The 15573-nt window shown below is 57.2% G+C and carries 11 protein-coding genes; 4 read left to right on the top strand and 7 right to left on the bottom strand.

Translation table 11 applies throughout. The features are described 5' to 3' along the window. The first annotated feature begins 26 nt into the window (after positions 1–26). A complete protein-coding gene (locus ACRZ96_RS09430; RefSeq protein WP_170397621.1) occupies positions 27–416 on the top strand; it encodes a DUF3307 domain-containing protein in 390 nt (129 codons plus the stop codon). Between the two features lie 3 nt (positions 417–419). Here the strand turns inward: ACRZ96_RS09430 and ACRZ96_RS09425 are convergent, their stop codons facing one another. After that, positions 420–881 (bottom strand): Lrp/AsnC family transcriptional regulator, encoded by a 462-nt coding sequence (locus ACRZ96_RS09425; RefSeq protein WP_170511280.1) that lies wholly within the window; start codon positions 879–881, stop codon positions 420–422. 146 nt (positions 882–1027) lie between these two features. Between ACRZ96_RS09425 and ACRZ96_RS09420 the strand changes: the two genes are divergently transcribed. Then, on the top strand, positions 1028–4423 hold the full coding sequence (locus ACRZ96_RS09420) for an indolepyruvate ferredoxin oxidoreductase family protein (protein ID WP_480705673.1): 3396 nt from the start codon (positions 1028–1030) through the stop codon (positions 4421–4423). Here the strand turns inward: ACRZ96_RS09420 and ACRZ96_RS09415 are convergent. From ACRZ96_RS09415 to ACRZ96_RS09390, 6 genes are all read right to left on the bottom strand, one after another. Next, positions 4420–5724 carry an FAD-dependent oxidoreductase gene (locus tag ACRZ96_RS09415; RefSeq protein WP_170736580.1) on the bottom strand — a complete coding sequence of 435 codons (1305 nt, stop codon included), beginning with the start codon at positions 5722–5724 and terminating at the stop codon, positions 4420–4422. The genes ACRZ96_RS09420 and ACRZ96_RS09415 overlap by 4 nt on opposite strands. Beyond that, the gene (locus tag ACRZ96_RS09410) at positions 5711–6394 is read right to left on the bottom strand and encodes a TetR/AcrR family transcriptional regulator (RefSeq protein ID WP_170397633.1); all 684 of its coding nucleotides are present in this window, start codon (positions 6392–6394) and stop codon (positions 5711–5713) included. Before ACRZ96_RS09410 ends, ACRZ96_RS09415 begins: the two co-directional genes overlap by 14 nt. Then, positions 6395–7939, bottom strand: coding sequence for a trimethylamine methyltransferase family protein (locus tag ACRZ96_RS09405; protein ID WP_480705675.1), 1545 nt, complete (start codon positions 7937–7939; stop codon positions 6395–6397). A 2-nt stretch (positions 7940–7941) separates the two neighbouring features. Further along, entirely contained in the window at positions 7942–10344 is a 2403-nt protein-coding gene (locus tag ACRZ96_RS09400) for a GcvT family protein (RefSeq protein WP_480705677.1), read from the bottom strand. Positions 10345–10442: 98 nt separating this feature from the next. After that, a complete protein-coding gene (locus ACRZ96_RS09395; protein ID WP_170564505.1) occupies positions 10443–11072 on the bottom strand; it encodes a glutathione S-transferase in 630 nt (209 codons plus the stop codon). Positions 11073–11165: 93 nt separating this feature from the next. Beyond that, positions 11166–11663, bottom strand: a complete 498-nt coding sequence (locus ACRZ96_RS09390) for a class I SAM-dependent methyltransferase (protein WP_170564502.1) — start codon at positions 11661–11663, stop codon at positions 11166–11168. Positions 11664–11891: 228 nt separating this feature from the next. On the opposite strand from ACRZ96_RS09390, the gene ACRZ96_RS09385 reads away from it, so the two are divergent. Both ACRZ96_RS09385 and ACRZ96_RS09380 read left to right on the top strand, forming a co-directional pair. Beyond that, positions 11892–13664 carry an ABC transporter ATP-binding protein gene (locus ACRZ96_RS09385; RefSeq protein ID WP_480705679.1) on the top strand — a complete coding sequence of 591 codons (1773 nt, stop codon included), beginning with the start codon at positions 11892–11894 and terminating at the stop codon, positions 13662–13664. Then, the gene (locus ACRZ96_RS09380) at positions 13657–15570 is read left to right on the top strand and encodes an ABC transporter substrate-binding protein (protein WP_170596927.1); all 1914 of its coding nucleotides are present in this window, start codon (positions 13657–13659) and stop codon (positions 15568–15570) included. The genes ACRZ96_RS09385 and ACRZ96_RS09380 overlap by 8 nt, the downstream gene beginning before the upstream one ends. The last annotated feature ends 3 nt before the right edge of the window (positions 15571–15573 follow it).

Genomic DNA, 15573 nt, shown 5'->3' with positions numbered 1-15573 from the left:
TTCAGGACGATATCGGGAGGATTCATTTGCCTGCCAGCTTTGGCGCTGTGTTTCTGTTGCTGTGCCTGCTTCAGATCAAACACATGTTCGCCGACTATTATTTACAGACGCCCAAGATGCTTTCCGGGCGAGGCACGTATTTCCACATGGGGCGCGCGCAACATGCTGCTGTGCATGTTGTGGGTTCGGTCGTGATTTTCGCGCTCTTTCGCGCCCCGATTGAATTCATACTGATCATCGCTGCGTTGGAATGGATCGTGCATTTTCACATCGACTTTGCCAAAGCCAACTATTCTGACCGCAAACAGCTGCAACCCAATCAGGCCGCTTTTTGGCGTGCCGCTGGTCTGGATCAGTTATTTCATAACCTTACCTATATTGGCATGGCCTGGGCTTGGGTGGCTTTCGCGGCTTAAGCTTCAGGGTACCACCGGTCGGTTCCGCTTGATCGTCCGCAGCACGACATTCGTTTGCGCGCTGGCGACGGCGGGCAATCGAAACAAGAAATCTTCCAGAAACGTGTTGTAAGCCGACAGATTCCTGCACAAGACACGCAGATGATAATCCGCCTGACCTGTCGTGGCGTAGCATTCCTGCACTTCGGGGCTGATCTCGACGGCACGGATGAAGTCAACAATCTTGTCCGGGTCATGCCGGGTCAGGTGAACATGCACGATTGCTTCGAACGTCAACCCCATCTCGGCAGGGTTCACCAAAGCGCCATACCGTTCGATCACCCCAGCCTCTTCCAGCGCGCGCACCCTGCGCCATAGGGCTGAGGCCGACATGCCGACTGCATCTGCCAATTCGGCATTTGAAACCCGGCTGTCATTTTGAAGCAGCGTCAGAATGCGGCGGTCCCGATCATCAAGAGTGGTCATCTTAGAAAGATTCATCCGTAATTTTAACTAAATCTGGTGAATTATATCATATTTTGCGGAACTCGCACAAAATCTGAAACAGAAATTCACCTGCGGGGGGTTAAAATAACCGAACACCAAAGACAAAAACCCATGGACGCGCAGCAATGAGCCACCACGAACCCTCCCCCCGCACCTATCGGCTTGAAGACCGCAATACCCTGACGCAGGGCCGGGTTTTTCTAACAGGCACGCAAGCCCTGGCGCGGATTATGATGGACCAGGCCCGACGCGACCGTCAGGCCGGGCTGAACACGGCGGGGTTTGTCTCGGGCTATCGCGGATCGCCACTGGGCGGGCTGGATCTTGAGCTATGGCGCGCAAAGGACCGACTGAAGACGGATCGCATCACGTTTATGCCCGCCGTGAACGAAGACCTCGGCGCAACGGCGGTTCTGGGTGCGCAACAGGCCATTTTGGACCCGCATTGCGAGGTCGAGGGCATCTTTTCGATGTGGTACGGTAAAGGCCCCGGTGTCGACCGATCAGGCGATGCATTGAAACATGGGAATGCATATGGGTCTGCGCCAAAAGGTGGCGTGCTGGTCGTGGCAGGCGATGATCATGGTTGCGTCAGTTCTTCGATGCCCCATCAGTCGGATGTGGCCTTCATGTCGTGGTTCATGCCGACATTGAACCCAGCCTCGGTCGAGGAATATTTGGAATTCGGCGAGTACGGGTTCGCTCTGTCCCGTTTCTCAGGCACGTGGGTCGGGTTCAAGGCGGTCTCGGAAACGGTCGAAAGCGCGCGGTCCGTCGATCTGCACCCGGATCGCAGCTTTTCCCTGCCGCAGATCGACTTGCCCGAACGCGGCTTGCACGTCCGCACTGCCGATTTGCCCTCGCCCGAGATCGAGACCCGCATCCAGCACAAGTTGCGCGCCGTTCGGGCCTTTGCCGAAGAAAACCCCATCGACCGGCGTATTTATGACATCGACAGTGCGAAGTTCGGCTTCGTGACCACCGGCAAGGGGCACCTCGATCTCATGGAGGCGCTGCGTTTGCTGGACCTTGATGAAGCCGCCTGTCGCCGCTTGGGGATCGACATCTACAAGGTTGGCATGGTCTGGCCGCTGGCCCGTCGCAACGCGTTGCGCTTTGTGAAAGGCAAGGCCGAGGTTCTGGTCGTCGAGGAAAAGCGCGGCATCATCGAAAGCCAGTTCAAAGAATACTTCTATGACTGGCCCGGCGACAAACCCCATAAGATGGTAGGTAAATATGACAGCCATGGCGAACCGCTGATCCCATGGACCGGGGAACTCAGCCCTTTCATGCTGGCCCCTATTGTTGCCGCCCGACTTAACACGTTCTTCCCTGAAGAAAACCTGCCTGCCAAAGCGCGTGCACTGACTGAGACAGAACCGCCCGTGATCAACGTCCCGGGCGCAACACGGACACCCTATTTCTGCTCGGGCTGCCCGCACAATACATCAACCAAAGTTCCAGAAGGCTCTACCGCTGCCAGCGGCATTGGTTGTCATGTAATGGCATCTTGGATGGATCGCGAGACGGTCGGCTATGCACAGATGGGAGGCGAAGGCGTACCCCATGTGGTGGCCTCACAATTCAATGGCGGAAAGCATATCTTCCAGAACCTTGGCGAAGGGACGTGGTACCATTCTGGATCACTCGCGATCCGTCAGGCGGTCGCGGCAGGGACAAATATCACCTATAAAATCCTCTACAATGATGCGGTCGCAATGACCGGAGGGCAACCAGTGGATGGACCTGTCAGCGTTGCAGGCATTGCCCAAACCTGCCGGGCTGAAGGCGTTGCGCGGATCGCGCTGGTCTCGGACAACATTGCCAAGTTTCACCGATCCGATTTCCCGGCTGGCACCACATTCCACGACCGGGCAAAGATGGACAGCCTGCAACGCGAACTGCGCGACATACCCGGAGTCACGGTCCTGATCTATGAACAGACCTGCGCCACCGAGAAACGCCGCCGCCGCAAGCGTGGGACAATGGAGGACCCCTCGACGTTCGTCTGGATCAATGATCTTGTCTGCGAAGGTTGCGGCGATTGTTCGGTCGCATCGAATTGCCTGAGCGTTGAGCCGCGAGAAACCCCGCTAGGGCGCAAGCGCAAGATCAATCTAAGTTCGTGCAACAAGGATTTTTCGTGCTTGAACGGGTTCTGTCCGAGTTTTGTGACCGTTGAGGGCGCAACCCGACGAAAGCGCGCCATCGAAATGGACTTCAATGCGCTTGAAACAGGCCTGCCGGACCCAAAGCTTCCATCTTTGGACACACCGTTTGATCTGCTTGTGACAGGCGTGGGTGGCACTGGGGTTGTCACGGTTGGGGCCCTGATCACTATGGCCGCGCATCTGGAAGGCAAAGGTGCCTCGGTCCTGGATTTCACCGGATTTGCGCAGAAATTCGGCACGGTACTCAGTTACATCCGCCTTGGCGCAGCTCCGGATGCGCTTAACCAAGTACGCATAGATCAAGGCGCTGCGGATGCGGTGATTGGCTGTGATGTGGTGGTGAGTTCGGCCCCCAAAGCCTCAGCTCATTATGCCCGCGGGACACGCGTTGTGCTGAACAGGGCTGAGATGCCCACCGGCGATCTTGTCCTGCGTCGCGATGCCCAATTGCGGGTCGATAAGCGGGAACAGGCGATCGCAGATGTGGTTGGGGTGGACAATCTCGCCAGCCTTGACGCAAATGCAATAGCTGAGGCGCTACTGGGGGATTCCGTCTTCGCCAACGTCATTTTGCTGGGTTATGCATGGCAAAACGAGCTGGTTCCGGTATCGCACCTTGCATTGGCTCAGGCCATCTTGCTGAACGGTGTTGCCGTCGAAAAAAACCGGCTGGCCTTTGCTCTTGGGCGTTGTCTGGCGGCTGACCCCGACCGCATTCACGGGCTGGCACTACCCGAAGAGGCAAACGGCACCTTGGATCAGGTGATTGCGCGTCGGGTGGCGTTTTTGACAGATTATCAGGATGCCGCATATGCGGATCGCTATGCGCAACAGATTGAAGCAATCCGCGCGTCGAACCCGAAAATATCCGACGATCTTCTAGAATCCGTAGCCCGTAACCTGTTCCGCTTCATGGCCTATAAGGACGAGTTCGAAGTGGCCCGGCTGCAAACGTCCCAAAACTTCGACAACGAACTGAAGCAACAGTTCGAGGGAGATTTCAAAACCAGTTACCACTTCGCCCCGCCAATGCTCAGCTGGCGCAAGGACGAACGGGGCCGCCCCCTCAAGTTTGCACTGGGTCCATGGATGCGCCCGGTTCTGCGGGGACTGTCCCGTCTACGTGGTTTGCGTGGCTCGGTCCTGAACCCCTTCGGCTATCACTCCGAAGCGCGACTGCATCGAGATATCCTAAACTGGTACCAATCGCTGTTGGACATGTATCTGACAAACCCCTCCGCCCATTCCGAGACCGAGTGGCTGGACGTGCTGTCAGCTGCGGACCAGATACGCGGTTTCGGTCCAGTACGGGAAGAAAGCTATGAGAACGCGCGCGCGATGGCGCGTTAACCAAGCACCGAGAAACTGCTATCGGTATTGACCGGTCGCTTGCGGGAATAGAAACCGGTGTCGATTGTGCGCCCAATGCAAGGCAGTTCAAACTGCATCGGCTTGTCGTCATGATCCGCACCGCCTTCAACGTAGTCAATCAGTTCAGCCATCATTTTGCCCGCAATCGGCGCGTTCTTGTATTGGTTTCCGCTGGTGCCGCAGGCCATGTAAAACCCCGGCAGGCTGGACTTGTCATAGATCGGAATCCAGTCAGTCGAGGCATCATACAAATCCACCACCCCACGGGTTCTGGAGGGTATCCCCAAGCTAGGGACCCGTTGGGCATAACGCATGGCCTGCGTGGTCCATTGATCCGTAAAATCGTGGTTATAGCTTACATCATCTTCGCACCATTGATGCGGATCACAAGCCGGATCCTCGGAGCCGATCAGAATATGATTGCCATGTTCTGGACGGCAATACAGCGCGATATCACTATCCGAGACAATTGTTCCTTGCGTTTCGAAATCAAATCCTTCGGGCGCGGGTACATGCACCACCTCCTGCCGCAGCGGGCGGGTTTGAATAGTCATGTCACCCAGAACCCCGGCCATTTCGTTGACAAGCGCTGACCCGGGACCGGCAACATTCACCACCACTTTGGCGTGGATTTCTTCACCAGAGGCAAGTCTGACACCTGCGACGCGCCACTGCTGCAACAGGATTTCGCGCACGTCTGCGCCCGTTCGCACTTCGGCACCATGCAGCTTGGCGGCATCCATCAGGTTTTGCGCCGACAAGGCCGGATCGGTCACATAGCCTGCTTTCGGCCAGAACACTGCGCCCTGAATCCGATCTCCGTTCGGTTGGCCGAACTCCGGATCATCCATGCGCCGCGCCGGGGCAAAGCTGTCCAGAGAATAGATCGGCAGACGTTCGGTAATCCGCTCGGGTGTCCATTCTTCAAACGGACAATCCAGTTCGGCGCTGTACTTCTTATGTTTCTCAAGAAATCCATTGGCCTCGGTCTTGACGACCAAACAACCGGTCTCACGAAACTGCGCCAAATCGGCTGTGTCGGGCAAGCCCAGATAGTTCGCCCAATCACGCCAATAGTGATAACCTTCCCAGGCGAACGCGGTTCCATCGAGGGTCGAATAATGCATCCGAATTATCGCGCAAGAGCCAGCGGTCGAGCCATGCCCAACCTGCGCATTGCGATCCAACGACAGAGTTTTCCAACCGGCCTTGGACATCTCGAACGCGATGGCGGCGCCGATCACACCGGTGCCAATGATGATTGCGTCAGGTTGGTTCATGTCCTGCCCCTTCCCAGAAACGTTTCGCATACGCGCTGAATTCGGTGATTTCCTCGGGTCGCGGTTCGACCCCTGTAAAAACATAAAGGTAGTGTGGAACCATCGACAGCCTGATCGCCAATGGTTCGTTTAACTGCGCCAGATCATATCCGATCTGCATATAATATAGCACCCGCGCCCGCGTCTCTGCCTCGGTCTCATCATAGTTGAACCGGATGAACATCGCGCGCAGCGCGGCCAGGCGACGGGCATCGGACTGGTCCAGCATACGCCGCACCTTTCCCGATCTTCGTGCCCAATCCCGCACAGCAAAATCAAGCGCCGTATCAAATAGTTCGGTATTCACAACGCAGCGCTGCACATTGCACACCGCAGCCGTGATCGTTTCAGCAGGCAATTCGGATTGCGCGATCAAGGCCGCCGTATTTGTCGCCTGCCATCGCGCCAGCAGCGCATCCAGCAATTCCTGCCGCGACTTGAAGTACCAGTAGAATGATGAGCGCGAGACCGCCATCCGCTCGGCAAGGTTCATGACTTTCACCTGCTCGACCCCGTCCGAAATCAGGACGTCCATGGCCACGTTCAGCCAATCATCGCGCGTGACCTTGACGTTACCAATCAGTGGCTCAGCTTCGGGATCGTCCCGGTGCAGGATGGGTTTGGTGTTCATTCAACTCTCCGGCGGTGCGCCGCCCTCTTCTGTACGGCGCGCTATGAAATCCTTCAACGCACCAAGGCGATCCGTATCTGATGCCGGTGCTTTGAAATTTGCCAGGATTTCCTTCCATACACCGGTCGCGCGATGGTTGGCGTCGATCGCGCCACGCTCGGTCCAGGTGCCAAAATTTGCGTAATCATGCAGGTGCGGCTCATAAAATGCGGTATTATAGCGCTCCATCGTCTGACTCGTGGCGAAGAAATGTCCGCTGGGTTCAACCTCGCTCAGCGCAGTATCAAACCCGATCTCTGCACCATTGGCCTGTGCCCCTGCACAAAGCTCGGCCACCATGTTCAACACCTCGGCATCGCAGATCATCTTCTCGAAAGATACGGTCAGGCCACCTTCGAGCCATCCGGCCGAATGAATGATGACCGTCGCCCCGGCCATCAGGCAGCCCCACAGGCCGAACTGGTTTTCATTGGCGGCCTGAACGTCGTTGATATTTGCCGCAGACCCCGCCGCAGACCGCCAGGGCAGGCCCAGATGCCGGGCCAACTGGCCCGCCGCCAAAGACGCCTGAAAATGCGAGGGTGTCCCGAATGCAGGCGCCCCTGATTTCATGTCGACATTGCTGGTAAAGGTCCCATAGCACACCGGCGCACCGGGGTTGGTAAGCTGGGTCAGCGTCAAGGCCGCAAGTGCCTCGGCATGGGACAGCGTGATGGCCCCGGCCACCGTGATCGGAGCCATTGCGCCCATCAGGGTAAAGGGTGTGATGATCGACATCTGACCATGGCGCGCAAAGTCGATCAGCCCCTGAGCCATTGGAATATCCAGCGTCCGCGGGCTGTTGGTGTTGATAATCGTGTAACAATGGGCGTTAGCGCGGAACTCCTTGTCAGACAGACCTCGCGCCGTTGAGAGCATCTCGAAGCAGTCCATCACTTGCGGCGTGCCCCGCGAGAAGAAGAACGGGAACTTATCCGTCAGCTCCATCTGCGCTTGTGTGGTGAAATAGTGCCGCACATTGGTTGGCACGTCCTGCGGTTCGACCTGCGGTGAGATCATCTGGAAGACATCAAAGTGATGAGTGAGCTTTAGGAACTCCAGATAATCCTGCCCACTCGCTGGCCGCCGACCGCGTTCCAGATCGGTCGCGTTTGGAGCGCCAGCCCCGGGTTGGAACACCAAAGAGCCCAGCTCCAAAGTGAAATCCCGGTGCCGCGCGCCCGCCCGGCAGCCGATGGATTTCGGAGCTGAGGCCACCGCAGCCTCAACCATATCCCGCCCGATGAAGACCATTTCGCTGTCTTCATCCACGCGGGCGCCACCCTGCGCGTAGATTCGCCGCGCTTCGGGCAATAGAACTTTCACGCCCAACTCTTCCAGTGTGCGCAATGCGGTGTCGTGCATATCTGCAATCTGATCCGTCGGGAACACTTCCATCTGTGGAAACGGATTGCGCAACTGGCGATAATTCACCTCGCGACTAGATTGCGGGGCGACATCGGTCCCGCGCCCGCGCCGTCGGCGTCTTTGGCCCAAGTCCGACATGGTCAACCTCGCATCGCTTTGCCCAGCGGGTCATAGGGCGACGGCGCAATCACGCGGGCCGGGCGTTCGACACCGACCACATGCACCGACAACTCGGTGTCTGGTTCAGCCTTGTCGCGGTCGACCAAAGCCATGGCCAGCGACTTGCCCGTGTAGTGGCCATAGCCACCCGAAGTCACAAATCCAACGCGCTCATCCCCAGCCCAGATCGGTTCATACCCACTGGCATCTGCGTCCAGCGCATCAACCTCAAGCGTCACTTGAACTTGCGCCGGACCGTTGCCATCGCGTTCAGCCAGCGCAGCCTCTTTGCCAACGAAATCCTTGTTCCAGTCGATCCAGCGATCCATTCCGGTCATGCCTGGCGTGTAAAGCTGAGTGAACTCTGCAGACCAGATACCAAAGCTCTTCTCAAGCCGCGTCGACAGCATCGCGTTGAATCCGCATTCGCGGATACCGTCCCCGGCCCCAGCCTCAAGCAGCATCCGGCGCAGTTTGATATGGTCGCCATAGCGGCAGTTTATCTCATACCCTTTTTCGCCCGTCACAGACATACGCGCCACACGGGCACGCACCAGACCGATATCAAAGTCGCCGCAGCCCATGAATTTCAGGCCCGAGATATCCTGTTCGGCCAGTTTCTCGACCACAGCCTGCGATTTCGGCCCAACCACGGCAAAACCGCAATATTCCTCGCCCAGATCGCGGATATTCACGGCGTCCATCATGTGATCATTGAACCAGCGCATATGCCATGCGCGCAGATAATAGCTGCCCATGATCCACCAGGTCCCGTCGCCCCAGTTCAGCACGGTCAGATCACCCTTGAGGCGACCGTTCTCACCCAGCATTGGAGCCAGTTTGGCACGCCCCGGTGCAGGCAGTTTCGACGCCATGATCCTGTCTAGCCAAGCCTCGGCATTTGGGCCTGTGACCTCGAAGCGCGAAAAGCCCGAGATATCCAGTAGTCCCACGCCTTCGCGGATGGTTTTGCACTCCTCAGCCACGATGTCGTGCGCATTCGAGCGTTTCAGCGTCGGCGTCTCTTCAAAGCCCTTGGGCGCAAAGTAAAGCGGTACTTCCAGATCCCAGCTGACGCCCCATTTGCACCCCGCCTCGGTCATTGCATCATGGGCTGGGGCCATCTTCAGCGGGCGACCTGCGGGCAGTTGCTCGTTCGGGTAAGTCATCACGAAACGACGGGAATAGAACTGACCGGTTGTTTCGCGGATGTAGCGTTTGTTCTGAGCGAAATCGCCATAGCGCGCCACGTCCATAGGCCATGCGTCGGCCTCAGGATCGCCATGGATCATCCATTCGGCCAGCGTCTTACCAACGCCGCCACCCTGCAGGAATCCGGCCATCACCGCACAAGCTGACCAATAACCGCGCTTGCCTGGGACCGGACCGACCAGCGGGTTGCCATCGGGTGAGAAGGTGAACGCGCCGTTCACCCATGTTTTGATGCCAACATTCTGGATCGACGGGTACCGTTCAAAGCCCAGCGTCAGCTCGTTCTCGATCCGGTCGAGCTGTTCCTGGAACAATTCTTCACCGTAATTCCACGGCGCACCGTCCATAGCCCAGTGCTCGTGATCGACCTCGTAGATGCCCACCAGAACGCCCTTCTGGTCCTGTCGCATATAGGTGAAGCCTTCAAGATCAACCGTCATCGGCATCTCGAAATCCGCCTCGGCCACCTCAGGCACCGTATCGGTGATCAGATAGTGGTGTTTCAGCGGCGAAACCGGCAGCTCCACTCCGGCCATGCGCCCCACCTGTTTGGCCCAGAGGCCAGCAGCGTTGACCACATGTTCACAAGTGATAGTGCCTTTGTCGGTCACAACTTCCCAACCATCCGCAGTCTGTGTCAGGCTTTCGACCTTGGTTTCTTCGTAGTATTCCGCGCCACGTTTCTTGGCCGCAGTTGCATAAGCCTGAACCGTACCGGTTGTATCGATGTAACCTTCGCGATCCGCCCACATCGCGCCCAGCACGCCGTCGGTGGACATGATCGGGCAGCGTTTCTGCGCCTCCTCTGGCGACAACAACTCACAGTCGTCAATGCCGATGGACTGAAAAATGCGGTAGTTGGCCTGCAGCCACTCCCACCGTTCGGGCGTGCCCGCCAGCGTCAGGCCGCCGGTCATGTGCAGGCCGATATTCTGACCCGACTCTTTTTCGATCTCGCTGAGCAGATCAATCGTATAGGCCTGCAGCGACGCCATGTTCGGATCTGCGTTCAGCGCATGGATGCCTCCCGCCGCGTGCCACGAAGACCCCGAGGCCAAACGCCGCCTTTCCAGCATGACCACATCTGACCAGCCAAACTTGGCGAGATGGTACAGAACCGAGGCGCCGACAACGCCGCCACCGATGACTACGACACGATACTGAGATTTCATCCTGCGCTCCCCTGCATGACTCGCAGAGGACGCTAGAGGCACTGTTCACTTCTGTCTAGACATTTCTGTACAGTTCGAGGGACAGCACCCGGATCAGCTTAAAGCCGGGCGCTCGGGCGTGTCTGAACGGCATCAAACCAGGCGCGTGTGGCCGTGTTCTCTTCTGGGATACGCATCTTGATGACACGTGCGAAATCGACAAACACAAATGTGGTGATATCGGCCAGTGAAAACATGTCACCCGCAACGAAACCGCTCACTTGCAGACGGGCCTCAAGCAAATCGAAGAAGGCACGCACCCGCTCAGCCCCCCGCTGCGCTAGTTCAGGGATTTGCGCGTGGTTTGCAGGCCCGGTGATCGCGCGGCCTTTGAACGAAGGATGGGTGTTGCGCAAAGTTTCCGCGATTGGTGCGCCACATTGTTGTTCGGCGATGGCATTCCACATCAGAATTTCGCCTTTTTCATCCGGCGTTTGCCCCATCAAGGCAGGTTCCGGAAAGCGCGCCTCGAGATAGGTGGCGATGCCAAGATTTTCTGTAAGCGTGGTACCTTGATCCGTAACAAGCACAGGAATCGTTGCACCAGGGTTCACAGCCCGGAAAGCATCGCTAAGCTGTTCACCCTTGGCGATTGAGATATCGCGGGTGTCAATCTTCAGCCCCTTTTCCGCGATAAACATCCGAGCACGGCGCGGGCTTGGCGCGGTCGAGCAATCGTAGAAAAGCATTTTTGACGGTCCCCTCCAAAGCTTCACGCCTCAGACGTTAGACCGGCCCGGTACTACAGCGCGAGTCGGATCACACAGTGACCCTACGGCAGATCAACGCCGATAGATGAAACAGCGCCCGTCGACCGCCCCTTCTGGCAGCGGCACCTCGGTCAGTGTTTCGAAATACATACGATCGCTGGAAACCATCAGTCCGTCCCGCGCCAGAAGCGGTTCGATCAAAGGTGAGACGAGGCGGGCAAAAGCATCATTCTTTTGCCGGTTGTGTCCCCCAAGATCGGCATGGATCAGACTGGCTGACGCGCCAAATCGCGTGACCGAAGCAGGCAATGTTTCGCGCACATCACCGAGAATCACCAGATCATCGGGCGGTGTCGAATCAGGATGAGACGCAACGGCCCGTTCAAAAACATAAACGGGACGGTCCTGAATGTGCTTAACCATGTGGTGATATGTGCGCCCATTTCCCAATCCCAGCTCAAAAACCGGACCAGGCTGCCCCGTGGTCTGCGCGATGGCAAAGTCCAGACAAGCACGTTGCGAGACCATTCGGTCAATGAACAGATCCAATCGGCTTTGTTGCTCGGACACGGGGCACCTCTTTCAAAATCATTCGACACCAGTCGGGGGGCGATTGCGCCTTTGATGGCAAAAACTCAAGACTTTGTGTAGCCATACGGCCCGAGTTTCACGATTCCGCGACAATTCGGGTGAAGAAGGTGTTTGACTACGCCGCCCCAACCGCGCGAAACTGCTCAAAAAAGACAGGGAGTTCACAAAGCCGATGTTTTCTAGCGGCCAGACGGGTGGAAAACCCGCATGAGTGCGTTGTTGTCCGTTCGGGATCTCAGCATCGGCTTTGGCACGGGTCCATCCGTTGTCCAAGATGTCAGCTTCGAGGTCGAACCCGGGCAGACACTTGCATTGGTTGGAGAATCCGGTTCGGGCAAAACGATTTCCTGTCGCGCTGCACTGCGTATTCTGCCGCGTACCGCCCAGATCCGTAGCGGAACGATCACGCTGAACGATTCCAAAGGCACCGCTAATCTGATCGAACTGAGTGAAAGACAGATGCGTGGTATTCGCGGCAATCGGGTTTCTATGATTTTTCAGGAACCGATGCGATCTCTGTCACCGCTTCATAAAATCGGAAATCAGGTCAGCGAAGTTCTTTGGTTGCATCGCGGCGCATCCGATGCACAGGCCCGCAAAGAAGTTCTGACCCAGTTTGAGAGGGTTGGTTTCCCCGACCCTGCCCGCGCCTACGACAGCTATCCGTTCGAGCTGTCCGGCGGCATGCGCCAGCGCGCCATGATTGCCATGGCGATGGTGTCCAAGCCTGAATTGCTCATCGCGGACGAGCCAACCACAGCGCTGGATGTTACCACCCAAGCGCAGGTTCTTGGGCTGATCAAAGAGCTGCAGCGCGAGACCGGTATGGCGCTGATCCTTGTCACCCATGACCTGGGTGTAGTTGCTAACATGGCCGAGCGGGTGGTCGTCATGCACAAAGGCCGCGTGATGGAAGCTGGCCCGGCAGCACCAATTCTGAACGATCCGGCGCACCCCTATACGCAGCAGCTGTTCGACGCTGCGCCTGAGATACCCGATCAGGATGCCGTCGGCATACCGATGCCCGACGAGGACCTAATTCTGCAGATGACCGGGGTCTCAAAGACCTACACGATGCGATCGAGCAAAGGTTGGAAAGCCGACAAACTGATCCATGCCTGCCGGGGCGTAGATATGAAGCTGGCGCGCGGCAAGACGCTTGCAATCGTTGGCGAAAGCGGGTCTGGCAAAACAACCGCCGCCAGAATCGCTCTGGGCGCTGAACTGCCCGACCCGGGCGGCGAAGTTCTGTTCAGAACAACAAGGGATTCCAAACCGATAACGGTTCACAGTATGACACGGACCGAACGCACCGCGTTTCAGCGCAAGGCGCAAATGGTGTTTCAGGATCCCTATAGCTCTCTTAGCCCCCGTATGCGCATTCAGGATGCCATGACCGAGCCGTTGGAGATACACCGCCTCGGCACCGTGGCAGAGCAGCGCGACAAAGCGGCCGCGATGTTGCAGCGGGTCGGGCTGAATGCCGATATGCTCAAACGCTATCCGCATGCGTTTTCTGGTGGACAACGACAGCGCCTATCTATCGCCCGCGCGATGATGCTGGACCCGGCGCTGATTGTTTGTGACGAGCCAACCTCGGCACTGGATGTATCCGTTCAAGAGCAAATTTTGACCCTGCTCGAAGAACTGCAGGACAGTCTGAACCTGTCTTACCTGTTCATCTCACATGATCTGGCCGTCGTCGCGCGCATTGCCGACGAGGTCGCCGTCATGCGCCGGGGTCTTGTGGTGGAACAAGCCCCACCCGAAACTCTGTTCTACAATCCACGTCATCCCTATACCAAGGCACTGATTGCCGCCCAGCCCGAACCGGATATCAATCGCCCGATTGATCTGAAACTGGTTGCGCTTGGTGCCGGTTCGCCCGACAGTTGGGATGACGCCTTTCGATTTTCCGACACCGTGATACCTTCTTTGGTAGAGTTGGAGCCCGGCCATAAGGTACGTTGCCATGTTTAAGACCACTCACCGATTGATTCTGGCCGCGTCGCTGGCCATCGCAGGTATGCTGCCCGCTGTGGCAGAAATTCCGTCTAATCTTCAGGAAAACGCGTTCTGGCAAACCGAGGTTGAAAGCGGTGACCTGCCACCGGTTGCTGAACGTATTCCGCAAGATCCACTGATCGTGGACTTAGCCGCCAAAGGTCGCGAATTCGGCGTACCCGGCGGTACACTGCGCACGATGGTCACCCGGTCCAAAGATATTCGGCAAATGGTGGTCTATGGCTACGCAAGGCTTGTGGGCTTCGATCAGGATTACAACATCGTCCCGGATTTGCTGGCTTCTTTCGAAAACGAAGACAATCGCAAATTTACTTTGAACCTGCGACCCGGCCACAAATGGTCAAACGGATCCGCGTTCACATCCGAAGACTTCCGGTATTGGTGGGAGGATGTGGCCAACAACGAATTGCTCAGCCCTTCAGGCCCACCAGATTTCCTGCTGGTTGAAGGCAAAACACCCACCGTCACCTTCCCCGACGAAACAACAGTTGTATTCGAATGGGATGACCCCAACCCGAATTTCCTGCAATCACTTGCTCAGGCGCGGCCGCCCTTTATCTATCGACCGTCTGAGTTCCTTAAGCAATATCACGAGAAGTTTGCGGACCCCGAAGAACTGGCATTCAAGGTCGAAGATGCGCGGGTAAAAAGCTGGGCGGCGCTGCATAACAAGTTGGACAATCTATATAAGTACGACAATCATGAACTGCCGACGTTGCAGCCATGGCTCAACGCAAGTTCGGGCAAGAAAATCCGGCACAACTTTGTCCGTAACCCTTATTACCATCGGGTGGATTCAAATGGGGTTCAGCTGCCCTATATCGACGTAGTCGAAATGGAAATCGTCGCACCGGGTTTGGTCGCGGCCAAAGCAAATGCGGGTGAAACCGACTTGCAAGGTCGCGGATTGGCATTCCGCGATGCCTCGATCTTGAAAAAGGGCGAGGCTGAAGGTGGATACAAGACGCTTTTGTGGAAAACAGGCGTCGCGTCGCAGATCGCGATTTATCCCAATTTGAACTACACTGACGATGCGTGGCGCGAGGTTCTGCGCGATGTACGTGTACGCAGGGCACTGTCGCTCGCCATTGATCGCAAGACGATCAATCAGGCGCTCTATTTCAAGCTGGCCCAACCCGGCGCTATGTCGGTTCTGCCCGCATCGCCCTTCTACGACGAAGCGAATGCGCAGGCTTGGGCACAGTATGACGTCGACAAGGCGAATGCTCTGCTTGATGAGGCTGGGCTGACCGAGCGTGACAAAGATGGTATCCGACTGTTGCCCGACGGGCGTCCGATGGAGCTGATCATCGAAACCGCCGGTGAGCGGCAAGAGGTTGAAAACGCCCTGCAGATCGTCACGGATACCTGGCGTGAGATCGGAGTCGAACTGGTCATGCGACCATTGGATCGAGACATTCTGCGCAACCGGGTCTTCTCGGGCAATACAATGGCGTCGGTCTGGTTCGGCTGGGATGACGGCATTCCGCAAAGCCACACATCGCCGGCCTATCTCGCCCCGACCGATCAGGTCTTTCTGGCGTGGCCTAAATGGGGCCAATACTATCAGACAAATGGAGGGTCGGGCGAACCACCAGACATGCCCGAGGCCGAACTTCTCATGAAGCTTGCCCACGATTGGGAAATCGCCTCCACGGATGAAGAACGCGGCGCAGTCTGGTCTGAGATGCTGAAAATTCACGCCGACCAGCTTTATGCGATCGGCATCCTGAACGGCGCACCGCAGCCTATTGTCGTGTCGAACCGCCTGCGCAATGTGCCTGAGCAGGCCATGTGGGCATGGGAACCCGGCGCACATTTCGGCATTCACCGTCCCGACGAGTTCTTCTTCGCCGACTAATTC

It is taken from the genome of Ruegeria sp. CF1 (assembly GCF_056537445.1).
The sequence above is the reverse complement of the archived record's forward strand: the minus strand, read 5'-3'. Positions and strand labels throughout refer to the sequence as shown.